The organism is Amycolatopsis stemonae, from assembly GCF_054781455.1.
Genome location: NZ_BAAGUJ010000014.1, coordinates 138,566 through 164,457, shown reverse-complemented (window position 1 = coordinate 164,457; position 25,892 = coordinate 138,566). Strand labels below are relative to the sequence as shown.

At 71.1% G+C, this 25,892-nt stretch carries 23 protein-coding genes, 2 tRNA genes, 1 pseudogene and 1 riboswitch; of the genes and pseudogenes, 15 read left to right on the top strand and 11 right to left on the bottom strand.

The window, feature by feature from the left end; all coding sequences use genetic code 11:
* Positions 1 to 4 precede the first annotated feature (4 nt).
* Positions 5 to 211, bottom strand: coding sequence for a DUF6191 domain-containing protein (locus ACYVLJ_RS37625; protein ID WP_460442280.1), 207 nt, complete (start codon positions 209 to 211; stop codon positions 5 to 7).
* Positions 212 to 345: 134 nt separating this feature from the next.
* On the opposite strand from ACYVLJ_RS37625, the gene ACYVLJ_RS37620 reads away from it, so the two are divergent.
* From ACYVLJ_RS37620 to ACYVLJ_RS37610, 3 genes are read left to right on the top strand one after another with little or no spacing between them, the layout of a single operon-like run.
* Positions 346 to 1,272 (top strand): ABC transporter ATP-binding protein, encoded by a 927-nt coding sequence (locus ACYVLJ_RS37620; protein ID WP_460442247.1) that lies wholly within the window; start codon positions 346 to 348, stop codon positions 1,270 to 1,272.
* Positions 1,269 to 2,120: an ABC transporter permease gene (locus ACYVLJ_RS37615; RefSeq protein ID WP_460442246.1), complete on the top strand. Its 852-nt coding sequence runs from the start codon at positions 1,269 to 1,271 to the stop codon at positions 2,118 to 2,120. Before ACYVLJ_RS37620 ends, ACYVLJ_RS37615 begins: the two co-directional genes overlap by 4 nt.
* 2 nt (positions 2,121 to 2,122) lie before the next feature.
* Positions 2,123 to 2,356 (top strand): helix-turn-helix transcriptional regulator, encoded by a 234-nt coding sequence (locus tag ACYVLJ_RS37610; RefSeq protein ID WP_086676495.1) that lies wholly within the window; start codon positions 2,123 to 2,125, stop codon positions 2,354 to 2,356.
* Here the strand turns inward: ACYVLJ_RS37610 and ACYVLJ_RS37605 are convergent.
* On the bottom strand, positions 2,353 to 3,081 hold the full coding sequence (locus ACYVLJ_RS37605; protein ID WP_460442245.1) for a hypothetical protein: 729 nt from the start codon (positions 3,079 to 3,081) through the stop codon (positions 2,353 to 2,355). The genes ACYVLJ_RS37610 and ACYVLJ_RS37605 overlap by 4 nt on opposite strands.
* 92 nt (positions 3,082 to 3,173) lie before the next feature.
* A riboswitch (cobalamin riboswitch) is annotated at positions 3,174 to 3,284 on the top strand.
* Positions 3,285 to 3,333: 49 nt separating this feature from the next.
* On the opposite strand from ACYVLJ_RS37605, the gene cobN reads away from it, so the two are divergent.
* Both cobN and ACYVLJ_RS37595 read left to right on the top strand, forming a co-directional pair.
* Positions 3,334 to 6,897, top strand: a complete 3,564-nt coding sequence (gene cobN / locus ACYVLJ_RS37600; protein WP_460442244.1) for a cobaltochelatase subunit CobN — start codon at positions 3,334 to 3,336, stop codon at positions 6,895 to 6,897.
* A gap of 453 nt (positions 6,898 to 7,350) precedes the next feature.
* Positions 7,351 to 8,556, top strand: coding sequence for a chitinase (locus ACYVLJ_RS37595; protein WP_451986252.1), 1,206 nt, complete (start codon positions 7,351 to 7,353; stop codon positions 8,554 to 8,556).
* A gap of 37 nt (positions 8,557 to 8,593) precedes the next feature.
* Here ACYVLJ_RS37595 and ACYVLJ_RS37590 read toward each other — a convergent pair whose 3' ends face one another.
* Entirely contained in the window at positions 8,594 to 9,685 is a 1,092-nt protein-coding gene (locus tag ACYVLJ_RS37590) for a dihydrofolate reductase family protein (protein WP_460442243.1), read from the bottom strand.
* A gap of 86 nt (positions 9,686 to 9,771) precedes the next feature.
* Here ACYVLJ_RS37590 and ACYVLJ_RS37585 point away from each other — a divergent pair, with 86 nt between their 5' ends.
* Positions 9,772 to 10,023 (top strand): hypothetical protein, encoded by a 252-nt coding sequence (locus ACYVLJ_RS37585; RefSeq protein ID WP_451986248.1) that lies wholly within the window; start codon positions 9,772 to 9,774, stop codon positions 10,021 to 10,023.
* Between the two features lie 513 nt (positions 10,024 to 10,536).
* Here ACYVLJ_RS37585 and ACYVLJ_RS37580 read toward each other — a convergent pair.
* The 3 genes from ACYVLJ_RS37580 to ACYVLJ_RS37570 all read right to left on the bottom strand — a co-directional run bounded on the left by ACYVLJ_RS37580 (position 10,537) and on the right by ACYVLJ_RS37570 (position 13,643).
* On the bottom strand, positions 10,537 to 11,769 hold the full coding sequence (locus ACYVLJ_RS37580) for an aldehyde dehydrogenase family protein (RefSeq protein ID WP_460442242.1): 1,233 nt from the start codon (positions 11,767 to 11,769) through the stop codon (positions 10,537 to 10,539).
* Between the two features lie 54 nt (positions 11,770 to 11,823).
* Entirely contained in the window at positions 11,824 to 12,606 is a 783-nt protein-coding gene (locus tag ACYVLJ_RS37575; protein ID WP_451986244.1) for a M50 family metallopeptidase, read from the bottom strand.
* 134 nt (positions 12,607 to 12,740) lie between these two features.
* The gene (locus tag ACYVLJ_RS37570) at positions 12,741 to 13,643 is read right to left on the bottom strand and encodes a DNA-3-methyladenine glycosylase family protein (RefSeq protein ID WP_460442241.1); all 903 of its coding nucleotides are present in this window, start codon (positions 13,641 to 13,643) and stop codon (positions 12,741 to 12,743) included.
* 150 nt (positions 13,644 to 13,793) lie between these two features.
* On the opposite strand from ACYVLJ_RS37570, the gene ACYVLJ_RS37565 reads away from it, so the two are divergent.
* From ACYVLJ_RS37565 to ACYVLJ_RS37555, 3 genes are all read left to right on the top strand, one after another.
* Positions 13,794 to 14,546: a class I SAM-dependent methyltransferase gene (locus ACYVLJ_RS37565; RefSeq protein WP_460442240.1), complete on the top strand. Its 753-nt coding sequence runs from the start codon at positions 13,794 to 13,796 to the stop codon at positions 14,544 to 14,546.
* 40 nt (positions 14,547 to 14,586) lie between these two features.
* Positions 14,587 to 15,909, top strand: coding sequence for a M20 family metallopeptidase (locus tag ACYVLJ_RS37560; RefSeq protein ID WP_460442239.1), 1,323 nt, complete (start codon positions 14,587 to 14,589; stop codon positions 15,907 to 15,909).
* A 98-nt stretch (positions 15,910 to 16,007) separates the two neighbouring features.
* A complete protein-coding gene (locus ACYVLJ_RS37555; RefSeq protein ID WP_460442238.1) occupies positions 16,008 to 17,024 on the top strand; it encodes a S1C family serine protease in 1,017 nt (338 codons plus the stop codon).
* Between the two features lie 111 nt (positions 17,025 to 17,135).
* Here the strand turns inward: ACYVLJ_RS37555 and ACYVLJ_RS37550 are convergent, their stop codons facing one another.
* Complete coding sequence (locus ACYVLJ_RS37550; RefSeq protein WP_460442237.1) at positions 17,136 to 17,513, bottom strand: DUF3224 domain-containing protein; 378 nt, start codon at positions 17,511 to 17,513, stop codon at positions 17,136 to 17,138.
* A 66-nt stretch (positions 17,514 to 17,579) separates the two neighbouring features.
* On the bottom strand, positions 17,580 to 19,109 hold the full coding sequence (locus ACYVLJ_RS37545; protein ID WP_451986232.1) for a helicase HerA-like domain-containing protein: 1,530 nt from the start codon (positions 19,107 to 19,109) through the stop codon (positions 17,580 to 17,582).
* A gap of 102 nt (positions 19,110 to 19,211) precedes the next feature.
* On the opposite strand from ACYVLJ_RS37545, the gene orn reads away from it, so the two are divergent.
* The 3 genes from orn to proP all read left to right on the top strand — a co-directional run bounded on the left by orn (position 19,212) and on the right by proP (position 21,488).
* Positions 19,212 to 19,811 carry an oligoribonuclease gene (gene orn, locus ACYVLJ_RS37540; protein WP_460442236.1) on the top strand — a complete coding sequence of 200 codons (600 nt, stop codon included), beginning with the start codon at positions 19,212 to 19,214 and terminating at the stop codon, positions 19,809 to 19,811.
* A 76-nt stretch (positions 19,812 to 19,887) separates the two neighbouring features.
* Positions 19,888 to 19,963 (top strand) — tRNA-His (locus ACYVLJ_RS37535).
* A 115-nt stretch (positions 19,964 to 20,078) separates the two neighbouring features.
* A complete protein-coding gene (gene proP / locus ACYVLJ_RS37530) occupies positions 20,079 to 21,488 on the top strand; it encodes an MFS transporter (protein ID WP_460442235.1) in 1,410 nt (469 codons plus the stop codon).
* On the opposite strand, the gene ACYVLJ_RS37525 is transcribed toward proP, so the two are convergent.
* The gene (locus tag ACYVLJ_RS37525) at positions 21,485 to 22,156 is read right to left on the bottom strand and encodes an alpha/beta fold hydrolase (RefSeq protein ID WP_460442234.1); all 672 of its coding nucleotides are present in this window, start codon (positions 22,154 to 22,156) and stop codon (positions 21,485 to 21,487) included. The two genes, proP and ACYVLJ_RS37525, sit on opposite strands and share 4 nt — an antisense overlap.
* 74 nt (positions 22,157 to 22,230) lie before the next feature.
* On the opposite strand from ACYVLJ_RS37525, the gene ACYVLJ_RS37520 reads away from it, so the two are divergent.
* Positions 22,231 to 22,569: a winged helix-turn-helix transcriptional regulator gene (locus ACYVLJ_RS37520; protein WP_451986224.1), complete on the top strand. Its 339-nt coding sequence runs from the start codon at positions 22,231 to 22,233 to the stop codon at positions 22,567 to 22,569.
* Here ACYVLJ_RS37520 and ACYVLJ_RS37515 read toward each other — a convergent pair.
* Complete coding sequence (locus tag ACYVLJ_RS37515) at positions 22,566 to 23,744, bottom strand: L,D-transpeptidase (RefSeq protein ID WP_460442233.1); 1,179 nt, start codon at positions 23,742 to 23,744, stop codon at positions 22,566 to 22,568. The two genes, ACYVLJ_RS37520 and ACYVLJ_RS37515, sit on opposite strands and share 4 nt — an antisense overlap.
* A gap of 166 nt (positions 23,745 to 23,910) precedes the next feature.
* On the opposite strand from ACYVLJ_RS37515, the gene ACYVLJ_RS37510 reads away from it, so the two are divergent.
* Positions 23,911 to 23,983, top strand: a tRNA-Lys gene (locus ACYVLJ_RS37510).
* Between the two features lie 222 nt (positions 23,984 to 24,205).
* Here the strand turns inward: ACYVLJ_RS37510 and ACYVLJ_RS37505 are convergent.
* A complete protein-coding gene (locus tag ACYVLJ_RS37505; RefSeq protein WP_460442232.1) occupies positions 24,206 to 24,790 on the bottom strand; it encodes a TetR/AcrR family transcriptional regulator in 585 nt (194 codons plus the stop codon).
* Positions 24,791 to 24,873: 83 nt separating this feature from the next.
* On the opposite strand from ACYVLJ_RS37505, the pseudogene ACYVLJ_RS37500 reads away from it, so the two are divergent.
* Positions 24,874 to 25,825 (top strand): annotated as a pseudogene (locus tag ACYVLJ_RS37500) (NADP-dependent oxidoreductase).
* The last annotated feature ends 67 nt before the right edge of the window (positions 25,826 to 25,892 follow it).

The window sequence follows — 25,892 nt, the reverse complement described above, 5'->3', positions numbered from 1 at the left end:
GGGCTCACTGTAGCTGGCGGTTCTCCGGGCCCCGGGGGCCCGAACGCGGCCGGATCCTGGCGATTCCGGCGTCCAGGTCCACGTCACGCAGGGGTGGCGCCCCCTCGGCGTCCTGCTCGACGAGCATCGACATCGTTTCCCGGTGTTCCAGCTCACGCCGCTTGGTGCCGTAGAGGAACGCGGTGGTCTCTTCGAGGTAGGTCGCGGACAGCCGCGCCTTGAACCGCGAGCCGCCCTTGCGCGGTCGCAGCTCGACCGCGGGTCAAGTTCCCGGCACAGCAGAACTCTGATCGAATGTAGTAGGTGTGCTACATTCGATCGCACCAGTTCGATGGGGGTACGGCGATGAGAGATCCAGGGGTTCCCGTGGTCCGCGTGCGCGGGCTGCGGATGCGCTACGGCGCGAACGACGTGCTGCACGGCGTCGACTTCGAGGCGTACCGGGGCGAAGTCGTCTGCCTGCTCGGGCCGAACGGCGCGGGCAAGACGACCACGATCGAGATCCTCGAAGGTTTCCGGATGCGCTCGGCCGGCGAGGTCGGCGTGCTGGACACCGATCCGGCGCGCGGCGGCGAGGACTGGCGGGCCCGGCTGGGGGTCGTCCTCCAATCCTGGCGTGACCACGGGAAATGGCGGGTCCGCGAGCTGCTCGCGCACCTCGGCCGGTACTACGCGCCGTACTCGACGGCGTCGCACCAGCGGCCGTGGGTCGCCGACGAGCTGATCGCGGCCGTCGGGCTCACCGAGCACGCGCAGAAGAAGATCAAGAACCTCTCGAGCGGGCAACGGCGGCGGCTCGACGTCGCGATCGGCATCGTCGGGCGACCGGAGCTGCTGTTCCTCGACGAGCCGACCGCGGGCTTCGACCCGGAGGCGCGGCGCGAGTTCCACGACCTGGTGCACCGCCTGTCCGACGAGCTCGACACCACGGTCCTGCTCACCACGCACGACCTCGACGAGGCCGAAAAGCTGGCCGACCGGATCCTCATCCTCAACGGCGGCCGCATCATCGCCGACGGCTCGGCCGACGCGCTGAGCCGGCAGGTCTCCGGCGAGGCCGAGATCCGCTGGACGGTCGACGGCCAGCGCTTCGTCCACTCGACGACCGAAGCGACGAAGTACGTGTACGACCTGTTCAAGCAGCACGGCGAGGCCGTCTCGGACCTCGAGGTGCGCCGGGCGTCGCTGGAAGACACCTACATGACGCTGGTCCGCCGTGCCGAAACCGCCGGCGAAACGGAGATCGGCCTCCTGGAAGCGGGTGCGCGATGAACGCCAGGACCGCCGCGCTGCGGGCCGGGGTGGCCCGCGGCTGGATCGAGTTCAAGCAGACGTGGACCAACCGCGACGACGTGGTCGGCCAGTTCGTCTTCGTCGCGCTCTTCCTCGGCACGCTGTTCTTCATGCGCAACGCGCACTTGCCCGGCACCAGCTTCTCGCTCGGCGCGGCCACTGTACCGGGCGTGCTCGGCGCCGGGATCGTGTTCAACGGCCTGAACAGCACGGCGGGCTACCTGGCCATCGACCGCGAGGACGGCACGCTGCTGCGTGCCAAGGCGACCCCGAACGGCATGCTCGGCTACCTGGTCGGCAAGACGACGACGGTGGCGATGGCGCAGGTCACCGGGATCCTGCTGGTGCTGGTCCCGTGCCTGTTCCTGTTCGGCTCCCTCGCCCCGGACGGCGCCTGGTCGTACCTGCACCTGCTGTGGGTGCTGGCGCTCGGCCTGGCCGCCACCCTGCCGCTCGGCGCCGCGCTGGGCTCGCTGACCAGCAGCCCGCGGTCCATCGCGCTGATCACCCTGCCGATCATGGGCCTGGGTGCGATTTCGGGGATCTTCTACCCGGTCACGGCACTGCCGGCGTGGGTGCAGGGCATCGCGCAGGTGTTCCCCATGTACTGGCTGGGCCTCGGAATGCGCTCGGCCCTGCTGCCCGACAGCGCGGTGGTCGTCGAAATCGGCCAGTCGTGGCGGCCGTTGCCGACCCTCGCCGTGCTCGTGGCGTGGTCCGTGATCGGATTGGCGCTGGCCCCGGTGCTGCTCCGCCGCATGGCGCGGCGGGAAGCGGGGTCGTCGTTGGCCGAGCGCCGGGAGAAGGCCATGCAGCGTGTGGGGTAGTCATGAGTGAGGTCGTCTACAACCGGATCGCGATGCTGCGCGCGGAGCGGTCGATCTCGCGGCGCCAGCTCGCGGAGGCGCTGGGGGTGCACTACCAGACGATCGGCTACCTGGAGCGCGGCGAATACAGCCCGAGCCTCTTCGTGGCGCTGCGGATCGCGGAGTTCTTCGAGGTCCCGGTGGAGGTCCTGTTCTCGACGAAGCCGTTCCCCCGCCTGGGCGAGCAGTCCGCCTAAGGCTTGGTGAGGTCGGCTTCGGCGAGCGCCCGGACGACGTCCTCGCGGCGGGCTTCCCGGACGGTCCGGTTCAGCTCGACGTGCAGGAACGGTGTGTCCCCGGCGGCCCGGCCCTGGACGTTCGTCGTCCCGGCCAGGCCCCGGCACGGTTCTTCCCAGGCCCGGCAGACGCGGAACCCGGCCTCGGCGAGGCGGTCCGCCGCCCGCCGGGCCGCGTCCCCGGCTTCGGCCGCGCCCGCCGAGAGCACGACGTCCGCCGTGGTGAGGGTGGCGTCGTTGAAGCCGTGCAGCTGGACCTGGGGCAGGCCGCGCCGGGCCAGCAGGGTGGTGACGACGTGGAAGACGGTCCCGGTGTCGTGCGCGGGGTCCTCCCGGCGCCGGTGCGCACCGCCGACCGCGAGGACCGCGCCCGGCGTCGCCTCGAAGAGGGCGAGGCCGATCAGCTCGGTTCGCAGGTCGGAGGACGCGTGCGGCGCCTCGACCACCAGCGACGGCGGCGCGGACCGGTCGATCGCATACAGGCCCCAGGCGCGTTCCGAGCCGGGCTCCTGCACCACAAGCGAATCGTCCCGCACCGAAAACCCCAGCTCAGACAGGTTGTGCGGGACCCGGTCGAGGAGCGCGGCGAACCCGGCTTCCGCGGCCGCCAGCTCGGCCCCGGTCGCCCGGCGGTAGGGCCCGCGGCTCGACTGGGCGGCGGTGAAGGCACGGAGGAAGGGTTCCAAGCCGCCAGGTTACCGAGGGCCCGGTCAACGTCACCTTGACGCACCTCGACCGGCACCGGAGAGTGGAGCCGATACCCACGCGTCGGCAGGTGGAGGAACCCGGTGCGAATCCGGGGCGGTCCCGCCACTGTCATCGGGGAGTGCTGTATCCGATCGCCCCTCCGAGGGAGGGAGTACGTCGGGGCCCCGAGAGCCAGGAACTCCGGCCGGCGCGCCCGTCGACCCGGGGCGCGGACCCCGAGGAGGAACCTCGTGATCCTGCTTCTGTCCACTTCGGACACCGACCTGCTCAGCGCGCGCTCCGCCGAGGGCGCCTACCGGCTCGGCAACCCGGCCCGGCTCGACGTCGCCGAGCTGCCCGCCCTCCTCGAAGGCGTGAAGATCGTCGTCGCGCGGATCCTCGGGACGCCGCGGACCTGGCAGGAGGGCCTCGACGCGCTGCGGGCGTCGGGCGCGCACGTCGTCGTCCTGGGCGGGGAGCAGACGCCGGACGCCGAGCTGATGAAGCTCTCGACCGTCCCGGCCGGCATCGCCGCCGAGGCCCACGCCTACCTCGCGCAGGGCGGCCCGGCGAACCTCACGCAGTTGCACCGGTTCCTCTCCGACACGCTCCTGCTCACCGGCGACGGCTTCGAGCCGCCCGCCCGCCAGCCCGAATGGGGCGTCCTCGAGCGGCCTTCGCGCGGCGACGGCCCGGTCATCGGGATCCTGTACTACCGCGCGCACCACCTGTCCGGGAACACCGCGTTCGTGCACGCGCTCGCCGACCGGATCGAAGCCGCGGGTGGGCGCGCGCTGCCGGTCTACTGCGCTTCGCTGCGGACGCGCGAGCCGGACATGATGGCCGAACTGGCCACCGTGGACGCGCTGCTGGTCACGGTGCTCGCGGCGGGCGGCACGCGGCCGTCCGAGGTCGGCGCCGGGGGCGACGACGAGGCGTGGGACGTCGCCGAGATGGCCGCGCTCGACGTCCCGATCCTGCAGGCGCTCTGCCTGACCAGCGACCGCGAGACGTGGGCGGCCAACGACGACGGCCTCTCGCCGCTCGACGCCGGGAACCAGATGGCCGTCCCGGAGTTCGACGGCCGGCTGATCACGGTGCCGTTCTCGTTCAAGGAGCTGGACGAGGACGGCCTCCCCCGGTACGTCCCGGACGCCGAGCGCGCGTCCCGCGTCGCCCGCATCGCGCTGGCGCACGCCCGGCTGCGGCACACGCCGACGTCGGAGCGGCGCATCGCGCTGATGCTGTCCGCGTACCCGACGAAGCACTCCCGCGTCGGCAACGCGGTCGGGCTGGACACGCCCGCGTCGGCGATCGAGCTGCTGAGGCGGATGCGGGACCTGGGCTACGACCTGGGCGAAGACGCGTTCCCGGGCGTCGACCCGACCGGCACCGACCAGCCCGACGGCGACGCGCTCATCCACGCGTTGATCGCCGCCGGCGGTCAGGACCCGGAGTGGCTGACCGAGGAACAGCTGTCCGGCAACCCGATCCGGGTGCCCGCTGCCCGGTATCGCGAGTGGTTCGCCGAGCTGCCCGCCGAACTGCGTGAGGGCATCGAAGAGCATTGGGGACCGGCGCCGGGCGAGCTGTACGTCGACAACGGCGACATCGTGCTGGCGTCGCTGCAGAGCGGCAACGTGATCATCATGATCCAGCCGCCGCGCGGGTTCGGCGAGAACCCCGTCGCGATCTACCACAACCCGGACCTGCCGCCCAGCCACCACTACCTGGCCGCCTACCGGTGGCTGGAGGAGGAGTTCGGCGCGCACGCGGTCGTCCACCTGGGCAAGCACGGATCGCTGGAATGGCTGCCGGGCAAGACGGCCGGGCTCTCGGCGTCGTGCGCGCCGGACGCGGTGCTGGGGAACCTGCCGCTGGTGTACCCGTTCCTGATCAACGACCCGGGCGAGGGTGCGCAGGCGAAGCGGCGGGCGCACGCGACGATCGTCGACCACCTGATCCCGCCGATGGCGCGCGCGGAGTCCTACGGCGACATGGCGCGGCTCGAGCAGCTGCTCGACGAGCACGCGAACATCGCGGCGATGGACCCGGCGAAGCTGCCGGCCATCCGCGCCCAGATCTGGACGCTGATCCAGGCCGCGAAGCTGGACCACGACCTCGGCGTCGAGGAACGGCCGCACGACGCGGAGTTCGACGACTTCCTGCTGCACATCGACGGCTGGCTGTGCGAGGTCAAGGACGCCCAGATCCGCGACGGGCTCCACGTTCTCGGCGCGGCGCCGGTCGGCGAGGCCCGGGTCAACCTGGTGCTGGCGATGCTGCGCGCGTCGCAGATCTGGGGCGGCAAACAGGGTGCGATCCCCGGCCTGCGCTCGGCGCTGGGGCTCAAGGAAGACGCGCCGATGTCCGATGTGGACGCGGTCGAGAAGACGGCCCGCGAGCTCGTCCGGACGATGGAGATGCGCGGCTGGGACGCCACGGCGGTCGCGTCCGTGGCCCCGGACGCGGACGTCGCCCGCGTGCTGTCGTTCGCGGCGGAGGAGATCGTCCCGCGGCTGGCGGGCACGACGGCCGAGCTGGACGCGGTCCTGCACGCCCTCGACGGCGGCTACATCCCGGCCGGGCCGAGCGGATCACCGTTGCGCGGCTTGGTGAACGTGCTGCCGACCGGCCGGAACTTCTACACGGTCGACCCGAAGGCCATCCCCAGCCGGCTGGCCTGGGAAACCGGCCAGGCGCTGGCGGATTCGCTGCTGCGCCGCTACCGCGAGGACACGGGCGACTGGCCGCGCTCGGTCGGCCTGTCGGTGTGGGGCACGTCGGCGATGCGCACGTCCGGCGACGACGCGGCGGAAGTCCTGGCGCTGCTGGGCGTCCAGCCGGTGTGGGACGAGGCTTCCCGCCGGGTCACGGGCATCGAGGCGATTCCGCTCGCGGAACTCGGCCGCCCCCGGATCGACGTCACGATCCGCATCAGCGGCTTCTTCCGCGACGCGTTCCCGCACGTGATCACGCTCATGGACGACGCCGTCCGCCTGGTGGCCTCGTTGGACGAGCCGCCGTCGGAGAACTTCGTCCGGGCGCACGTGGCTTCGGACCTGGCCACCCACGGCGACTCGCGCCGCGCGACGACGCGGATCTTCGGCTCGAAGCCGGGCGCGTACGGCGCGGGCCTGTTGCCGTTGATGGACAGCGGAAACTGGCGCGACGACAAGGACCTGGCGGAGGTCTACGCGGTCTGGGGCGGCTTCGCGTACGGCCGGGATCTGGACGGCCGTCCGGCGCGCGAGGACATGGAAAGCTCGTACAAGCGCATCGTGGTGGCGGCGAAGAACACGGACACGCGCGAGCACGACATCGCGGACTCGGACGACTACTTCCAGTACCACGGTGGGATGATCGCCACGGTCCGCGCGCTCACCGGGTCCGCGCCGGCGTCCTACGTGGGTGACAGCACGTCCCCGGATTCGGTGCGCACAAGGACCTTGGGCGAGGAGACGGCCCGGGTCTTCCGCGCCCGGGTGGTGAACCCCCGCTGGCTGGCGGCCATGCGCCGCCACGGTTACAAGGGCGCGTTCGAGCTGGCGGCCACGGTGGACTACCTGTTCGGCTTCGACGCAACGGCCGGTGTGGTGGGCGACTGGATGTACGAGAAGCTGACCGAGTCGTACGTTCTGGACGAGGTGAACCAGGAGTTCCTGCGCCAGGCCAACCCATGGGCGCTGCGGGGGATCGTGGAGCGGTTGAACGAGGCGGCGGACCGCGGGCTGTGGGAGGAGCCGGACCCGGAGCTGCTGGCGAAGATGCGCGAGGTGTATCTGTCGCTGGAGGGCGACCTGGAGTCGGAGTAGCGGAAGCGCGGGTCCGGGTCGGGTGGCCCGCCGATCCCGCCGGCCGAGGTACCGGCCCTGTTCGACCCGTTCCACCGGCGAGCCCGCGTGGCGGCCGAGGGCGCGGGGCCGGGGTGGTCGATCGTCCGCTCGGTGGCCCACGCACACGGCGGCGAGGTGGTGGCAGTACTGGTCACGCTGCCCGCGTGCGGACTCACGGGCAATGCCGTCGGCCAAGTGGGCAAGGACCTTCCGCTCAACGCGCGCGAATCGGGCTGCCGTCCTATTCTCCCGCGCCCTCGCCTCGTCGACCGCCTCCCGGCTCACCCGCGTGGCGCGTTTCTTCCCACCAATATCGGATATTACGGCGCTTTTCGCCCGCCCGAGCGCGCCAACCGACCTTCGCGTCTTGACTTCATCAATGGTCTAGTCCAATAGTTTGTCCACCCTCGAACCCCACCGGGAGGACAGATCATGCGCAGAAGCAGACTGGCCGCCATCGGGCTCGCCGCCGCCACTTTCGCCGCCACCGCCGTGAGCCTCGTGCTCGGCGCACCTTCGGCGACGGCGGCGTTGAGCAACAACTGGTACGCCGCGGCGCCCTACCTGATGCCCCAGAGTAACAATCCACCGGACCCGGTGACGGTCATGAACGCGACCGGGCTCAAGGCGTTCCAGCTGGCCTTCATCCTGGCGCCGAACGGCGGCGGGTGCAGCCCGACCTGGGACGGCACCGACCCGGTCTCCTCCGACACCACCGTCGCGAACGCGATCTCGAAGATCCGCGGCGCGGGCGGCGACATCTCGGTGTCCGTCGGCGGGTACGGCGGCACGAAGCTCGGCCAGACCTGCGGGACCGTGGCCGCGACCGCCGCCGCGTACCAGCAGGTCGTCACGAAGTACGGGCTCAAGGCGATCGACTTCGACCTCGAAGAGCCGGAGTACGAAAACACCGCGGCCATCGCGAACGAGCTGGGTGCGGCGAAGACGTTGCAGGCCGACAACCCCGGCCTGTTCGTGTCGGTCACCATGCCGGGAACCGCGGCCGGCACCGGCTGGTTCGGCACGCAGCTGCTCGACCAGGCGAAGTCGATCGGCTTCACGCCCAACAACTTCTCGATCATGCCGTTCGACGGCGGCTTCAACGGCGGTTCGTCCCAGGTGTCCGCTCTGGAGGCGTTCCACGGCCTGCTGACGTCGCACCTGGGCTGGGACAGCGCGACCGCGTACTCGCACGAGGGCTTCTCGGGCATGAACGGCAAGTCGGACGCGGCGGAGATGTTCTACACGGCGGACTTCCAGACCGTCTACGACTACGCCACCAGCCACGGCCTCGGCCGCTTCACGTTCTGGTCGGTCAACCGCGACCGCGCCTGCGTCGGGACGACCGACAACGGCGTCTGCAGCAACGTCCCGCAGAACGACTGGGACTTCACGAAGTTCAGCGTCCGGTTCGCCGGCGCGACGCCGCCGCAGACGACCCCGACCGCGACGACGACCCCGACCACCCCGGGCGGCGGCTCCTGCACCGCGGCGGAGTGGGACCGGACGAAGGTCTACGTCAAGGACGACGTCGTCTCCCACAACAGCCACAAGTGGACGGCCAAGTGGTGGACGCAGGGCGAAGAGCCCGGCACCACCGGCGAATGGGGCGTCTGGGTCGACAACGGCGCCTGCTGAGTCCGTGGGGGCCGCTCCGGCGGCCCCCACGCCTCCGTCAGAACTCCAGATGGGTGTTCTCGCGCTGGACCAGCGGGGTCAGCGCGGGCACCTCGACGACGTGCCGCCCGGCCCGGCGCAGCAGCTCGGTGCCCTGGGCGTCGACGAAGACCGGCGGCTCGCGCCACGCGAACACGACCCGCGGGATCCCGGCGTCGAGGATCAGCTCGGTGCAGCTGCGCGGGTGGGAGCTGCGGTTGCTGCACGGTTCCAGCGAGCTGTACATCGTCGCGCCGGCCAGACGCGGGTCGCCGGCGCACTTGGCGAGCGCGGCTTCCTCGGCGTGGTTGAGCGGATCACCCTCGCCGGAGTGGCCGGTGGCGATGACCGCGCCGTCGGCGTCGGTGATGACGGCCCCGACCCGGAAGGTATGGCTCGGCGGGCATTGGGCGGCGAGCGCCGTGGCTTCCTTCAGCCGCTGGACATCCCGGCCGGTCGGTTCGTCGGCGGCGCGGTATTCGAGGATCGCCATGCCCTGCAGCTCTTTCGCGCTGACCAGGGTGAGCGGCCGCGGGTAGAGGCCCGGCCCGACGAACCGCGGCGCGTCCGGCTGCCCGACGAAGAACGGCGCGATCGCCAGCCGCAGCTCGTCGGCGAGGCCTTCGGTGAGGAACCGGGTGTGGATCCCGCCGCCGCCCTCGACCAGCAGCTTCTCGATGCCGCGCGCGCCCAGGTCGTCGAGCACGCGCCCGAAGTCCGGCGGATTCCCGGCGTCGACGACGGTGGCGAGATGCTTGAGCCCGGCTGCGGCGCCGGCCGGGGCGTAGACGATCTTTTCGGTTTCCCCGGCGGTGAAGAACTGCGCGTCCGGGTCGAGACCACGGGTGGTGACGGTGACCTTGACGGGTTGTTCCGGCTTTCCCCGTTCGCGACGCTGTCGCCGCAGCTCCGGCGAGCGCACGAGCAGCCGCGGGTTGTCGGCCCGCACGGTCCCGGCCCCGACGAAGATCGCGTCGGCCTCGGCGCGCAACCGGTCGACGACCGCGAAATCGTCCTCAGTGGACAGTACGAGCCGCGCGGGCGAGGTGTCGTCGAGGAATCCGTCGAGCGACTGCGCGGCGGACAGCAGGACGTGCGGCCGGGTGATCACGCGGACCAGTATGCCGTAACGCCTTCGATGATCCCCGCGTCTCACGACGTATCCCCCGTCGAGCCCTTCCCCCGGAGCTGCCGAAGATGACCACGCGAGGCTGGTACAAGGAACGGACACTCACCACGGTCGACACGGTCGGCCGCGAGGTGTCGGTGACGACCGGGCTCACCCGCGACCCGGAGGGCCGCCTGGTGGCGGCAATCGCCATCAGCGACGGCCCGACGGCGATCTACCGCTACGCAGGCCAATCGGACGACCGCACGGAGCTGGTGACGAACACCACGGAGACGGTCAAGGAACTCCGCCGGCTCGCGGCCATGGGCCCCACGATCTAGCCCGTCCCGCTGCGCCCCTCGCCGCCCGGCGGCGACGCGTTTGGTCCCGGCACGCGTGTTTGCACGATGTTGAGGCAGCGCGGGCGCGCCCCCGGTTGCCGGGTGCCCGCCGGGCCGTGTGGTCACCGGACCCGGCGCCGCCGGGCTGGTTGGGTGCCGGTCGGGTGGCCACGGGCCAGGCAGCGTCAGGCCGAGTGGCGCCAGACCCGGTGGCGCCGGGCCGGACGACCGCAGGCCAGGCGGCGCCAAGCCGACTAGCGCCAGACCCGGTGGCGCCGGGCCGGACGACCGCAGGCCAAGTGGCGCCAAGCCGACTAGCGCAGAGCCGGGCGGCCGCAGGCCAAGTGGCGCCGTGCCGGCTGGTCGCCGACCCCGGGTAGCGCCGGGCTGGTTGGTGCCGGGCCGGGTTGCGCCGAGCCGGGTGGCTGCGGGCCGGGTGGCCGGGTTCCGCCCGGTCGGGTGGCCGCCGGGTCGGGAGGCGTCGTGCTCCTGCGGTCGGGCCGGTCGGTCGGGTCAGGCGGGCAGGACTGCGTACTGGCGGACGTACAGGTCCGTGTACGTCACCGGGCCTCGTGGGCCGGGGACCTTGTCCAGGTTGATGCCCGTTTCCGGGACCGCGAGGAGCTTGAAGCCGTCGAGGAGGCGGGTGGGGGCGTTCCAGAAGACGCCCGTGCCCGTGTAGCCGTCGAAGAAGGCGTCGGCCGCCGAGGGGTCTTCGGTGGTGATGCCCGCTGCCAGGCCCGAGGTCTGCTCGTTGGCGATCCCGACCGCGTCGGCGAGGGCGCCGACCTTGGCGACCGTGACCGTCGCCTCGTGGTCGGAGTCCAGGGCCCACTCGTAGCCGATCGCGTGCTCGTGCGGCGCCAGCGACGGTGTCACACCCCGCTCGGCCAGCGCCTCCTCGATGCCGGGCCAGACGGCGTCGTGGATGTCCTCGTGGATGAGCAGCAGGTTCAGCCGGTTGCAGACACCCAGCCGGTCGAGGCTCGCGTACACCAGGTCACGTGCCTTCGTGACGTCCGCGCCCCGGTCGACGTACAGGACGCCGCCGCCGTCGGCGTGGGCGAGCGTGCGCACGCCGTGGACCGCTGCCTCGGTGGCCAGCGCCCGGGTACTGTCGCCACTGCCGCGCAGGATCACCAGCGGGACGAGGTTCGGCAGCCGCACCAGCGCGGACGCCGCCTCGCGCTCCACGCGCGGCACCAGCTGGACGCAGTCCGCGTCGATGCCGGCATCAGTCAGCGCCGGGGCGATGACGACTTCGCGCAGCCGCTGCGCCGAGCCGAGCGCGGCCGAGCCGGTGCGCAGCACGCCGGCGTTGCGCGACTTCACCAGCTGCGACGCCACGTCGACCGTCACGTTCGGCCGCGCTTCGTAGTTCGCGCCGATGACGCCGACCGGGCGTCGCCGCTCGACCAGCCGCAGCCCGCCGTCCAGGGTGGACACCTCGACCGAGCGCTCCTGGTGCGGGGCGCCCGCGAGCAGCCGCAGCTGCTCGGCCATGCCGGTGAGCCGCTCCGGGGTGATGGTGAGCCGGTCGAGCAGACCGGCGCTCATCCCCTCGGCCTTCGCGCGCTCGACGTCGGCCTGGTTCGCCTCGAGGATCTCGTCGCGGTGCGCGAGCAGCCGCTCGGCCATCCCGGTCAGCGCGGCGTCGACGGACTCCGCACTCGCGGCGGCGAGCGACGGCGCGGCCAGCTTCGCCGCCCGTGCGCAATCCTCCACGGCCTTGGCGACCTCGTCCATCGTCCGTCTCCCTCCGCGTGACCAGCGAGAGACCAGTCTGCCGCATGGGCGCGGCTAGGTGGCCACGGGCTCCAGCAGCCACAACCCGCCGGCGATCAGGCAGCTGACCGTCGCCACGCCGAACACCAGCACCCACAGCACCGGCGGCACCGCGGTGAGCCGGCCCAGCTGGTCGGCGTCGGAGTCGCGCGCCCGCCCCTGCCGCCGCTTGACCTGCAGCTCGAGGACCGGCCGCACACCGCCGAACAGCAGGAACCACGTCACCAGGTAGCTGAACGGAGCCTGCACCTCGACCGGCGCCACGAACGCGACCAGCGCGAGCACGACGGCACTGGCGACCACGGTGAACACCCCGTAGGCGTTGCGCACCATCACCAGCACGCCGAGCAGCAGCAGCGCGATCAGCACGAGGACCGTGCCCACCAGGTCGTTGCCCAGCAGGCTGGCGAACAACAGCCCCAGCACGGACGGCGCCATATAGCCCGCCAGCGCGGTGAAGGCCATGCCCGGCCCTTCGGGCTTGCCGCGCGAGACGGTGACGCCCGAGGTGTCCGAGTGCAGCTTGATGCCCTGCAGCCGCCGGCCGACCAGCACGGCGGCCAGCGCGTGCCCGGCCTCGTGCACGATGGTGATGCCGTTGCGCGCCGTCCGCCACGGTGTCCCGCCGACGAGCACGACCAGCAGCGCCACACCACCGGCGACCAGCGTGATCACCGCCGGCGTCTGGGCCTGTTCGAGCAGCGAACCGGCCGTCGAGGGGTCGGTGGCGGCCGTGTGCCAGGCCGGCAGGGTGCTACCGGCCGGTCCGCCGAGGGCGAGTTGAACGGGCGAGCTCACCCGGACACCTCACCACAGGCGATATCTGGCTACGGTGAGTCCCCACCGCTCGTCGTTTCCCGGCTTCCGGTATCGGAGCGGCAGCGCCCCACACGAGTGGCGCTGGCCGTGATCGGCGACCGGGCGAGGTCAGGTCATCGCGACTCCCTCAGCCGGGCTTCGCCTTCGACGCGGAAGAGGAACGACACCCAGCTCCGGAACGGGGCCCATGCGTCCGCGATCTCCGCCAGCTCCGTGACGTCCGCCCCCGGTAAGTGGTAGGCCGCGCGCATGATCTCGTGCAGGCGGCTCTCGCCGCGGGGGAAGACGTCCGGGTGGCCCGCGCCGCGGATCAGGATCAGCTCGGCGCTGAACCGGCCCACGCCGGGCAACCGTTGCAGCTGTTTCAGGGCTTCGTCTGCCGGCATCGCGCGCAACGTCGCCGCGTCGAGCAGGCCCTCGGCGGCCGCTTCGGCGATCGCTCGCAGGCGCTGCAGCTTCTGGGCCGGGGCGCCGGGCAGGTACTCCAGCTCCGCCAGCCTCGCGGGTGCCGGGAACGACAGCAGCGGAACCCCGTCGACGTCGACCTCGGTGCCGTAGCGCTCCGTGAGACCGCGCCGCAGCCGCACCGCCTGAGACATCCAGATCCGGTGGCTCAGCACCGCCCAGCACGCCGCCTCGTACGGTGACGCGAAGAGGACCGGCCGCAGCCCCGGGTGCAAGTCCCGCAGCATCGCCACGACCGGATCACGCTCGCCGGCTCCCGGGAACTCCGTGCCGTCGACGTCGAGCGAGCACATCCGCCGCACCTGCGCCACGACGGCCTCGACGTGCGAGGCCGGGCCGTGCACTTCGACGGCGACCTCCCCGGGCGATCTCTGCCGCAGCACCGCGCCCACCGGCGTCCACGTGCCCTCGAGCGGGAACGCCACCCGGAGCGCTTCCGGCTCGGCCGCCGGCTGCCCGGCCGGCGCGAAGCCGGTCAAGAACCGCGCCGCCGCTGTCAGGTCGAACTCCCCGCGCACCGTGATTTCGCTGCCCAGCAGGGAAACAGTCATCTGTCCTCCTCGGATCGGAACCCTTGTCTCCGACGCTAGGCAGGACTACCGACAATTCCGGGCCTCGAACACTTGATCCCGCGCATTGTTCACCCGATCAGGTGGCCCAGATTTGGCATACTGCCGGTATCCGAACGAGAGGAGTGCCCTGTGCCGACCACCACGGCCACCGAACGCCTGAAGAGCCTGCTGGAGACCCCCGCATGGGCCGACCAGGGCTTCCTCGACCTGCTGGGCACCGCGAACCAGGCCGGGCCGCCGACCGGCCTCGCCCAGCGGCTGATGCGCACACCCCTGCTCGCGCAGGTCTACGAGCAGTACTGGCGCCCTGCCCTCGGCCGCGCGTTCAAGGGCCCGTTCGGGCCGAGCATGGCGGGCGAAGTCCGGCTCGCCACGAAGCTCCTCGAACTCGGTCCCGGGCAGACCGTGCTCGACGTCGCCTGCGGTACCGGCCGGTTCACCCGCGCGTTCGGCGCGGCCGTCGGCCCGGGCGGGCTCGCCATCGGCCTCGACGGCGCGCGCACGATGCTCGGCAAAGCCGTCGCGGAAGGCGGTCCGGACAGCGTCGCCTACCTGCGCGCGGACGCCGTCCGCCTCCCGCTCAAGGAGTCCACAGTGGACGGACTCTGCTGCTTCGCCGCCCTCCACATGTTCGCCGAGCCGGAAACCGCGCTGGACTTCTTCGCGCGCGTGGTGAAGCCCGGCGGCCGGATCGTCCTGCTCACGAGCGCCCGGCGCGGCTGGCAGCCCGCGCGGCTGGCCGAGTCGGCCGGCGGGATCCTGAGCGGGCAGCGGATGTTCGACCGCGGCGAGATCGCGGCCGCCCTGCGTGCCCGCGGCTTCACCGGGATCACCGAGCGGTACGCCGGCGTCACGCAGATCGTGGCGGGCCGGCTGAGCTGAGCGCCGCGGATTGTCGGAGCCTGCGGTTAGCATCGGCGCCATGACCCACCACGAGCCCGTCCCGCCCGACGACAGCTACCTGCGTTCCCTGGTCGAGGCCACGGCCGACGCCGTCGCGGCCGCCGAACCGCTGTCCTCGCCGCACGCCGGCGCGGACGAGGCGACGCGGGCCGAAGTGACCGCTGCGGTCGAGCGCAGTTCACCCGATCTGGTGGCGTTGAGCCAAGATCTGCACGCCCACCCCGAGGAGGGATTCGCCGAGCACCGGTCGGTGCGAGCCTTGGCGGACCTGCTGCAGCGCCACGGCCACGAAGCGACCGTCGGCCTCGGCGGGCTCGACACCGCGCTGCGCGTGAGCACACCGGAGCGGGACGGCCCGCACATCGCCGTCCTCGCCGAGTACGACGCCTTGCCCGGCCTCGGTCACGCGTGCGGCCACAACGTCATCTGCACCACCGCGGCCGGCGGCTTCCTCGGTGCCGCCACCGTCGCCGAACGGCTGGGCGGCCGCGTCAGCCTGATCGGCACGCCGGCCGAGGAAGGCGGTGGCGGCAAGGAGATCCTCGCCCGCGCCGGTGTGTTCGACGACGTCGACGCGGTGATCATGCTGCACCCGTTCAGCCACGACATCGCACTGCACCCGTTCCTCGGGCGCCGTCAGCTGGAAATGGTGTTCCACGGCGTCGGCGCGCACGCGAGCGCGCAACCGTTCATGGGCCGCAACGCGCTCGACGCCGCGGTGGCGGCGTACCAGGGCGTTTCCGCGCTGCGCCAGCAACTCCCGCAGAGCGACCGCGTCCACGGCGTGTTCACCGACGGCGGCGCCCGGCCGAACGTCATCCCGGCGCGTGCGGCACTGTTGTTCTACCTCCGGTCGCAGAGCCCGGAGACCCTGCGCGACCTCGCCGCCCGCATGACGTCGATCGCGGAAGGCGCGGCGGCGATGACCGGCTGCGGCGTCGAGCTGATCTGGGACGCCCAGGCCGCGTACCTGCCGATCCGGTTCAACACCGCGCTCGCCGGGCGGTGGACGGCCAACCAGCTGGGCACCGGCCGGAAGCCGCTGCCGCCGGGCATCGTGCCGGAGTCGCTGACCGGCTCCACCGACCTCGGCAACCTCTCCTACCGGATGCCCGCGCTGCACCCGATGCTCGCCGTCTCGGGCCCGACGGTCGCATTGCACACCAAGGAGTTCGCGGCCGCGGCTGGATCGTCCACGGGGGACGCGGGCGTCCGCGACGGCGCGCTCGGCCTGGCCCTGATGGCCGCCGACTACCTCGGCGACGCGGAGCTGCGGAAGGCGGTGCACGACGAGTTCGAAGCGGCGGGAGGAGCGTTGGACGTACCGAGCTTCTTCGCCTGATGCCTGAGGAATGGCTGAGATTTCTCAGCTGATTCTTCTCAGCAAAGCCTGAGGTGTTTCCACAGGTTGTTCACAAGCACGCGCGCGAATCTTGGGTCATGACCGAGAACGAGAGTCGGCCCGGCCCCGCCTCACCCGGTGGGCACCAGCCGCACCAGAGCACCCAGCAGTACGGGCCGTACGCGCAGTACGCCTACCAGCAGCAGGCGGCGCCGAACCCTCTCTTCACCCAGCAGCCGCCGCCCCAGCAGGCGCCGACGGCGCTGAAGACCAGGCCGCGCAAGGGCGGCCGCGTCGCGATGATCGTCAGCGCGACCGCCCTCGGCGCCGCGCTCGTCGGCGGCGTCGGCGGTGCCGCGATCGTCGGGCTCACCACGAACTCGGCGGACGGCGCCACGACGTCGGTGAGCTCGCCGGCGGCGAGCGGGCAGACGGTCTCGAACTCGACCGCCTCCGGTGACGTCAGCGGCGTCGCGGCGAAGGTGACGCCGAGCGTCGTCCAGATCAACGTGACCACCGACCAGGGCGAGGCGATCGGCTCCGGCGTCATCCTCACCTCGAACGGCCGGATCCTGACCAACGCGCACGTCGTCGACGGCGCCCGGAACGTCGTCATCACGACCTCCGACGGCAAGAAGTACCAGGCCAGTGTGGTCGGCGCGGACTCCAAGGCGGACATCGCGGTGGTCCAGGCGCAGAACGCCGGCGGCTTGACGGCGGCGACGCTGGGCGACTCGAGCAAGCTCGTCGTCGGCCAGCAGGTGATCGCGATCGGCTCGCCGGGCGGGCTGCAGAACACCGTCACCACCGGCATCGTGAGCGCGCTCAACCGGAACCTGTCCGACATCGGCGAGGGGCAGCAGTCGCCGTTCAGCCGCACGTCGAACCAGTCCGAGAGCTCGCCCAGCTACACCGCGATCCAGACGGACGCCTCGATCAACCAGGGCAACTCCGGCGGCGCGCTGGTCGACGCCCAGGGCGCCGTGATCGGCATCAACTCGGCCCTCTACAGCCCGACCGCGTCGGCCAACGGTTCGGCGGGCAGCGTCGGGATCGGCTTCGCCATCCCGATCAACGACGCCAAGAAGATCGTCGACCAGATCGTGAACAACTAGGACGCGGACGGGCCGTGTCGGGGCGGCCCGTTCACCCCGCTTCGGGGAGCGGGAACGGCGAAGGCCGTTTCGAGAGTCAATCGGGGGCTCTCGAAACGGCCTTCGCGCCGTTCACAGGTCGTAGGTCAGGACCAGCGTGTGGTTCTGCTCCGCGTCCATCTCGATGCGAGCGGTGCCGGAGATCCCGGTCAGCTCACCGGAACCGGAGCCGGTGAGGATCTTCAGCGTCAGGCCGGACTCGTCCGCCGAGTGGTGCAGGACGAACGCGCCCTTGCGGCCGTCGACAGAGACGCTGAGCCGCTCGAAGCCGACGTACGCGCGCGAAGTCGCGTTGGACGCCGTCAGCATCTCGACGGTGCTGGTCCCCTCGACCGCCCCGGTGAACGTCTTGGCGATCGCCACCCGGGCGAACTCGGTGCCCGCGGCCTCGTCGGTCGCCTGCGGCTCCCACTGGTCGAGGACGAACGACGCGGTGGCGGTGCTGGTCATGGCGGTCCTCTCTTCGGTGTGGGCACCAGCTTCGCAGCGATACCTGACAGGTTGCGTCAGGTTTTGTCAGCGCCTCCGGTTGCCGAAGAGCCCGCGCGTGATCTCCCGGCCGAGCGCGCTCGCCGCGGACCGCATGAACGACTTCACGGCCGGGTTCTTCATCGCCGACTCGATGAAACCGGGGTCGTCCTTCGCCTTCTCCGGCGCGGGAGCCTGCGCGGGTGGAGCGCCGGGTTCCGGAGCGGGCGCGACCTTCGCGGCCAGCTTTTCGTAGGCGGACTCCCGGTCGATCGTTTCGGCGTACTTCGCGTGCAGGTCCGACGAAGCGACCGCGGCGGCGACGGCCTCAGCACCGATCGAGCCCATCTTCGACCGCGGCGCCCGCAGCCGCGTCCACGCCACGGGCGTCGGCGCGCCCCGCTCGGACAGCACCGTGACGATCGCTTCGCCGATGCCGAGCGACGTCAACGCCGTATCGAGCTCGTAGTACTTCGTCTTCGGGTAGGTCTTGACCGTCTTGGCCAGGGCCGCCTGGTCGTCCGGCGTGAACGCGCGCAACGCGTGCTGGATCCGGGCGCCGAGCTGCGAGAGCACGTTGTTCGGGATGTCCGTGGGCAGCTGCGTGCAGAAGAACACGCCGACGCCCTTCGAGCGGATCAGCTTCACGGTCTGCTCGATGCGCTCCAAGAACGCCTTCGACGCGTCGTTGAACAGCAGGTGGGCTTCGTCGAAGAAGAAGACCAGCTTCGGCTTGTCGAGGTCGCCCTCCTCGGGCAGCTCCTCGAACAGCTCGGCCAGCAGCCACATCAGGAACGTCGAGAACAACGCCGGCTTCGACTGCAGGTTGTCCAGCTCCAGCAGCGTGACGACGCCCTTGCCGTCGTTCTGGCGCATCAGGTCGTGGACGTCCAGCTCGGGCTCGCCGAAGAAGTCCTCGCCGCCCTGGGCTTCCAGGTTCGACAGCGAGCGCAGGATCACCCCGGCCGTCGCGGCCGAGACGCCGCCGATGCCCTTGAGGTCCTCCTTGCCCTCGTCGCTGGTCAGGTGCGTGATCACCGACCGGAGGTCCTTCGTGTCCAGCAACGCGAGACCGCGCTGGTCGGCCCAGTGGAAGATCAGGCCGAGCGTCGACTCCTGCGTCTCGTTCAGCCCGAGCACCTTCGACAGCAGCACCGGGCCGAAGCTCGTGATCGTCGCCCGGATCGGCGAGCCCTTGCCGCCGGTGCCCAGCGACAGGAACTGCACCGGGAACGCCGTCCCGGCCCAGTCGTCGCCCAGCTCCTGCGCGCGCTTCGCGACCTTGTCGTTCGGCTCCCCGGCCGCGGCCAAGCCGGACAGGTCGCCCTTCACGTCCGCGAGCACCACCGGCACCCCGGCGGCCGAAAGCTGCTCGGCGACCAGCTGCAACGTCTTCGTCTTGCCCGTCCCGGTCGCGCCCGCGACCAGGCCGTGCCGGTTCAGGGTCGCCAACGGCAGGCGCACGGCCGCGGCGGCGTCCGTCTGCCCGTCGATCACGACCGCGCCCAGCTCCAGCGCGGCACCCTCACTCGCATAACCAGCGGCGATCTCGCTCGCCGGCGACCCCTGCTCGGTCACTCGCAGCTCCCCGATCGTGTGTCCTGGACCACACCCGGAGCGTAACGCGCCGTACGCGCAGGTAACGCCCCTCTTATCCCCGTGTCGGGTTAGGGTCACCAGGTGACCGACCGCCTAGTCTGGATCGACTGCGAGATGACGGGGCTCGACCTCGGCAAGGAAGCGTTGATCGAAATCGCCGCCCTCGTCACCGACGCGGAGCTGAACGTGCTCGGCGAAGGAGTCGACATCGTCATCCACGCGGACGAGGAAAAACTCGCCGGGATGCCCGAAGTCGTCCGCGAGATGCACGCCCACTCCGGCCTCACCGAAGAGGTCCGCGCCTCCACCGTGACGCTCGAAGAGGCCGAACGCCGCGTCCTCGAGTACATCCGCGAGCACGTCCCCGAGTCGGGCACCGCGCCGCTCGCCGGCAACTCCATCGCCACCGACCGCGGCTTCATCGCCCGCGACATGCCGGCCCTCGACGCCCACCTGCACTACCGCATGGTCGACGTCTCCTCCGTCAAGGAGCTCGTCCGCCGCTGGTACCCGCGGATCTACTACGCCAAGCCGGAGAAGGGCCTCGCCCACCGCGCGCTCGCCGACATCAAGGAGTCGATCGGCGAACTCGACTACTACCGGCGCGTCGCCTTCGTCCCGCAGCCCGGGCCGACCAGCGACGAAGCCAAGGCGGCGGCCGCCGAGGTCCGGCAGAGGTAACCCCCTGCAACCCTGGCGAGGGCACCCGCTACGATTACAGCCATCGAGGTGATCGCACGCGGTTCCCTCGCTGATGGTGGGCGTAGCTCAGCTGGTAGAGCACCTGGTTGTGGTCCAGGAGGTCGCGGGTTCGAAACCCGTCGCTCACCCCATCACCCCAGTTCGGTTCCTTGGTCCGGGCTGGGGTTTTTGTGCGCCATCGGTGGTAACGCTCACGACCGGATGGCTCAGCGTGCGAGCGGCCGATCGCGGGTGCACCGTGGATCGGTGGCACGTTCAGGACCGAAGCTCAGGCGGAAGAAGAAACTGCGGTACGAGGACATCACCGTCGTCGACCGGTCGTTGCTCAAGCGGGCCGTGGGGGCCGCCGCGCTGGGCAACGCCATGGAGTGGTTCGACTTCGGCGTCTACGCCTATATCGCCGACACCATCTCCGAGGTGTTCTTCCCCGCCAGCGTGTCGCCCGGCATCCGGCTGATCGGGACCTTCGGCGCGTTCACCGCCGCCTTCCTGATGCGCCCGCTGGGCGGCCTCGTCTTCGGGCCCCTGGGTGACCGGATCGGGCGGCAGAAGGTCCTCGCCGTCACGATGATCATGATGGCCATCGGGACCCTGTGCATCGGGCTGATCCCGTCCTACTCCTCCATCGGCGTCTGGTCGCCGATCCTGCTGGTGCTCGCCCGGATGGTGCAGGGCTTCTCCACCGGCGGCGAGTACGGCGGCGCCACCACGTTCATCGCCGAGTACTCGCCGGACAAGCGGCGCGGGTTCATGGGGTCGTGGCTCGAGTTCGGGACGCTGTCCGGGTACGTGCTCGGCGCGTCGGTCGTCACCGGCATGAAGGCCTGGGTTCCGCACGAGACGCTGCTCGACTGGGGCTGGCGGATCCCGTTCCTCGTCGCCGGGCCGCTCGGCATCATCGGCCTCTACCTGCGGCTCAAGCTCGAGGAGACCCCGGCGTTCCAGAAGCACGCCGAAGAGGCCGAGAAGCGCGGCCGCTCCGGCGAGCCGTTCTGGAAGATGTTCACCGAGTACTGGCCCGCGCTGCTCATCTGCGTCGGCCTGGTGCTCGTGTTCAACGTCACCGACTACATGCTGCTGTCGTACATGCCGACGTACCTGTCCGAGCAGCTGCACCTCGACGCCACCCACGGCCTGCTGCTGATCATCGTCGTGATGGTCGTGATGATGCTGATCATCCTCGTCGGCGGGCGGATCACCGACAAGGTCGGCCGCAAGCCGGTCATGATGGCCGGCTGCATCGGGTACGTCGTGCTCTCCTGGCCGCTGATGCTGCTGGTGCACGACGGCGGGCTCGTCCTCACCTTCCTCGGGTTGATGGGCCTCGGCCTGCTGCTGCTCTGCTTCGAGGTGTCGATGCCCGCGGCCCTGCCGGCGCTCTTCCCGACGGCGATCCGCTACGGCGCGCTGTCGATCGCGTTCAACATCTCGGTGTCGCTGTTCGGCGGCACGACGCCGCTGGTGATGCAGGCGCTGATCTCGTCGACCAAGCACGACTTCTGGCCGGCCTGGTACCTGATGGCCGCGGGCGCGGTCGGCGCCGTCGCCGTGTACTTCAGCCGGGAGACGGCGAACAAGCCGCTCTGGGGCTCGGGGCCGGCGGTCGGCAGCGAGGCCGAGGCCCGGGCACTGGTGCGCGAGTCGGCGCAGGACTAAGCCGCATCGAGCAGCAGCTCGGTCAGCTCGGCGGGCATGGTGATCATGCAGTCGTGCCCGGTCGGCAGCTCCCGCACGGGCTCGCCGGCCGGGACGGGCCGCCGGGCGATCCCCGACGGCGGCCCGCCGACGCAGTGGATGTGCGTGCGCGGGATCGCCTTCGCCGCGGGGTTCGTCAGCCGGACCGGTTCGGTGAGGCACCGCACCGGCTGGTCCGACAGCATCGAGCGCAACCAGGCGACGTCGTCGGGATCCGTGACGCCGAACAGGCCCATCGGCGGCACCCGCCACCCGTCGACGGCGGCGTCGACGAGCTGTTTCGTCATCGGGATGACGTCGGCCGCGGTCTCGCCGTCTTCGGGGACCATGGCGTCGAGGAACACCAGGCGGGCGATCCGCTCGGGGACGCGGTCGGCGGCGCCCGAGATGACCAGCCCGGCGTAGCTGTGGCCGACGAGCACCACGTCGTGCTCGCCTTCGAGCAGGCGGACGACGTCGTCGACGTGGGTGCCGAGCCCGACCTCCGGGCTCAGCAGGTGGGCGGTTTCGCCGTAGCCGGTCAGCGACGGCGCGAGCACGCGGTGCCCGGCCGACTCCAGCAGCGGGACCACGCGGTCCCAGCAGCGTCCGGCGTGCCATGCACCGTGTACCAGCAGGAAAGTGGACATGGAACGATCGTGATCACCCGGAGCTCACCGGGCAATACGGCACTGTTTTGTGCCCCGGTTCCCCGGAGGTAACCGTGGAGGACCCGTGCAAGGCCCGTGAAGTCCTCGGGATCGTCGGGGACAAGTGGGCGCTGCTGGTCGTGCGCATGCTCAAGGACGGGCCGCGGCGCTTCACCGAGCTCAAGCGGTCCATCGACGGCATCAGCCAGCGCATGCTCACCGCGACCCTGCGCGACCTCGAGCGCGACGGGATCCTGACGCGGACGGTCGTGGCCGTCATGCCCCCGCACGTCAGTTACGAGCTGACGCCGATGGGCCGGACGCTGCGGGAGGCGACCGCGCCGCTGCTCGCGTGGAGCATCGAGCACCTGCCGTTGATCGACGCCGCCCGCGAGGCCTACGACGAGCGTTAGTTCGCGGGCGTCTTCCACTCGTCCCAGGACAGCTGCCAGTAGCTCCAGCCGTCGGTGGGCTCGAGCTTCGGGCCACCGCTGTTCCGCACGGTGACGATGTCGCCCTTCTTGGACGTGTCCATCAGCCACTTCGTGTTCTCGGTCGACAGGTTGAGGCAGCCGTGGCTGACGTTGCTGCGCCCCTGCTGCCGCACCGACCACGGCGCGGAGTGGTAGAAGATGCCGCTGTAGGACAGCCGCACCGCGTACTGGACGAAGGTGCTGTAGCCGCCGGGTGAGTCCTCGGGGACGCCGTAGGTGGCGGAATTCATCGTGTAGCCGTTGTGCTCCTGCATCACCGTGTACGTGCCGGCGGGCGTCGTGTGCCCCGGCTTGCCCATGGAGGTCGGCATGGTCCTGACCTCCTTGTCGTTGACCGAGACGGTCATCTGGTGGGTCTGGCCGTCGGCGACCGCGACGAGCTTGTCGCCGATCGTCCCGGTGAGCGTCCTGTCCTCACGGCCGTAGCTGCCCTTGCCGAGCGGCTTGCCGTAGACGGCGGCGTCGACCTTGAGTTTCGTGCCGGTCTTCCAGTAGTCCTTCGGCCGCCAGACGACCTGCTTGTCACCGAACCAGCGGAACGCCCCCTCGGTGGCCGGCTCGGCGGTGACCTTGAGCGCCTTCTCGGCGGCGGCCTTGTCGGCGACGTTCCCGCTGAAGGTGAAGACGAGCGGCATCCCGACGCCGACGGTCTCGCCGTCCTCGAGGTTCACCGAGACGCTGAGCTGCCGCGCGGGCTTGACGGTGGAGAAGCTCGACTCGGCGGTGACGGGCTTGCCATCGCCGCCGGTCGCGGTCGCCGTCAGCGTGTAGGTCTTGTTGTAACCGAGCGGCTCGGCGGAGTCCCACCCGGAGCCGTCGGCGCGAGCCTTCCCGGCGACGACCTTCCCGTCGGCCCCGGTCAGCTTGACGTCCCCGACCTTCCCGTCGGTGACGGAGACACTGACGGGCTCCCCGGGAGCGACGTCCTTCGCATCCTTCGCGGGCGTCAGCGTGAGCGCGGCCGGCTTCGGCGCACGGCTGGTGCTGCTGCTTGACGACGGCACCGGTTCACCCGAAGGGCTACTGCTGCACCCGGCCACCGTGAGGCCGATCACCCCGGCGGCCACCAGAAGCCGCACCCCCATACCGGTCATGCCCACCTGCCTGATTCGCCGTCGATGTCCGACTACAGTGTGCCCGACCAGCCCCGACACCGGGGCGGCACCACCGAAACCCGCTTAGGGGGACCCCCGTGAAACGGGCCCTGAACCGGGTGCTAATCTTTTCCACGTCGCCGAGGGAAACCTCCGGCAGACACCGGCGCCATTAGCTCAATTGGCAGAGCAGCTGGCTCTTAACCAGCGGGTTCGGGGTTCGAGTCCCTGATGGCGCACACCCCACCACCCCAGGTTCGATCTCATCGGCCTGGGGTTTTGTGGTATTCGGGATTCTTCCGTTTCCGTTCCGTCCATTGTGGTCGGTCGGGAGCCGGAGAGCGCGCGCCTGTTGCGACGGCTTCCCCGGGATGATCCCAGCCACCTTCAGGGGAAGCCGCCAGCGAGCCCCTCACCACCTTGCCGATCGGCTCCGGCTCGGGCGCGACACCGGTGACCCCTCACGAAACGGGCCCGGCGGGGTGGCGGAGGCCGTCCATCAGGAGGTTCAGCAGGCGGCCGGCCTGGGCTTCGTGCTGGGGTCCTGGGGCCACCGTGAAGATGCCGATCAGGGAGGCCGCTACGTCTTCGGCGGCGACGTCGGAGCGGAGGTCACCTGATGCGTGGCCGGCGTCGAGGATCGTGGTGATGGCTCGCAGCAGCTCGGCCTGGGTCTGGGCGTGGGCGATCTCGCCGGACTCGATCATCGCGAGCAGGGTTTCGAGCATGCCGTTCTTGGCCGCGATCCAGTGCCCGAACAGGTCCATCCAGCGCCGCATCGCCGCGGCCGGTGGCAGCTGGTCGAGCAAGTCGTGGGCGCCGGTCGTCAGGCGCGCGACCTGGTCGCGGTAGATCGCGTCGACCAGGGACTCGCGGGTCGGGAAGTGCCGGTAGAGCGTGGCGATGCCGACCCCGGCTTCGCGGGCGATCGCCCGCATCGACGGCTCGGTGCCGGCCGACACGAACAGGCGGGTCGCCACCGCGAGCAACTGGTCGCGGTTGCGGGTGGCGTCCGCGCGGGGCGCACGCGTCTCTGCCTCAGCCAAAACGGAACACGCTCCGGTTGTGTTAGGGTCGTCGGGTAAACGGAGCATAGTCCGTTTCCCTCGATCCCAGGAGCAACGCGCACATGCGGCAACACCAGAGCAGAGCGGTCCGGCTCGACGCGTTCGGCGGCCCCGAGGTACTCGACGTCCGGGAGGTGTCCGCGCCGCAAGCCGGGCCGGGGCAGCTCCGCGTGCGGGGTCACCGCGGCGGGCCTGAACCCGATGGACTGGATCATGACCGCCGACGCGGACACCGCCGCGCGGTTCGGCTTGAGCCTCCCCGCCGGATTCGGGACCGACTACGCGGGCGTGGTCGACCAGGTCGGCGACGGGGTGACCGGCTTCGCACCCGGCGACCGGGTGTTCGGGAGCGCCCTGTCCCGCGCGGTCGCCGACTTCGTGGTGATCGACGCGGCCGGCGCAGTCGCGGCGAACGAGGCCCACCCCACCCCCGGCGGCGTCGACGACCGCACCGCCGCCACCCTCGCGATCGCCGGCCGCACGGCGTCCGCCGCCCTCGCCGTGGTCGCCCCGGGCCCGGACGACACCGTGCTGATCGGCGGCGCGGCGGGCGGGGTGGGGGTGTTCGCCGTGCAGCTGGCCCGGATCGCCGGAGCGCGCGTGCTCGGGACGGGCTCGGCGAGCTCGGCCGGCTTCCTGCGCGACCTCGGAGCCGAGCCGGTCCCCTACGGCGACGGCCTGGCCGGCCGGGTCCGCGCCCTCGGTGTCACCGCCGCCATCGACCTGCACGGAACCGAGACAGTGCACGCCGCGCGGGAACTCGGCGTCCCGGACGACCGCATCTGCACCATCGCCACCAAGGTCGACGGCGTGCCGGCGGCCAACGGCGCGAATGCCCCTTCCGGCGCCCTGGAAGAGCTCGCCGGCTTGGTCGCGGCCGGGCGGCTCCGGGTACCGATCGCGGCGAGCTTCCCGATCGAGCGGATCCGCCGCGCGGTCGAACTCCAAGCCGGCCGGCACGTGCACGGCAAGGTCGTCATCGACCTCTTGGCGACGGCAGACGGCGACGTTTGAGATCGACGCCGACCCGAAAGCACGGCGGAAATTCGCCTGGGGTCGGGCGACTTGGCGCGTCCGGGTG

Coding starts and splice junctions, on each gene's coding strand:
- ACYVLJ_RS37580 (WP_460442242.1), bottom strand. CDS start 11,769: ATGGACGAGGTCGCCAAGGCCGTGGAGGATTGCGCACGGGCGGCGAAG.
- ACYVLJ_RS37620 (WP_460442247.1), top strand. CDS start 346: ATGAGAGATCCAGGGGTTCCCGTGGTCCGCGTGCGCGGGCTGCGGATG.
- ACYVLJ_RS37595 (WP_451986252.1), top strand. CDS start 7,351: ATGCGCAGAAGCAGACTGGCCGCCATCGGGCTCGCCGCCGCCACTTTC.
- ACYVLJ_RS37515 (WP_460442233.1), bottom strand. CDS start 23,744: ATGACCGGTATGGGGGTGCGGCTTCTGGTGGCCGCCGGGGTGATCGGC.
- ACYVLJ_RS37610 (WP_086676495.1), top strand. CDS start 2,123: ATGAGTGAGGTCGTCTACAACCGGATCGCGATGCTGCGCGCGGAGCGG.
- ACYVLJ_RS37555 (WP_460442238.1), top strand. CDS start 16,008: ATGACCGAGAACGAGAGTCGGCCCGGCCCCGCCTCACCCGGTGGGCAC.
- ACYVLJ_RS37525 (WP_460442234.1), bottom strand. CDS start 22,156: ATGTCCACTTTCCTGCTGGTACACGGTGCATGGCACGCCGGACGCTGC.
- ACYVLJ_RS37570 (WP_460442241.1), bottom strand. CDS start 13,643: ATGACTGTTTCCCTGCTGGGCAGCGAAATCACGGTGCGCGGGGAGTTC.
- ACYVLJ_RS37585 (WP_451986248.1), top strand. CDS start 9,772: ATGACCACGCGAGGCTGGTACAAGGAACGGACACTCACCACGGTCGAC.
- ACYVLJ_RS37615 (WP_460442246.1), top strand. CDS start 1,269: ATGAACGCCAGGACCGCCGCGCTGCGGGCCGGGGTGGCCCGCGGCTGG.
- ACYVLJ_RS37560 (WP_460442239.1), top strand. CDS start 14,587: ATGACCCACCACGAGCCCGTCCCGCCCGACGACAGCTACCTGCGTTCC.
- ACYVLJ_RS37550 (WP_460442237.1), bottom strand. CDS start 17,513: ATGACCAGCACCGCCACCGCGTCGTTCGTCCTCGACCAGTGGGAGCCG.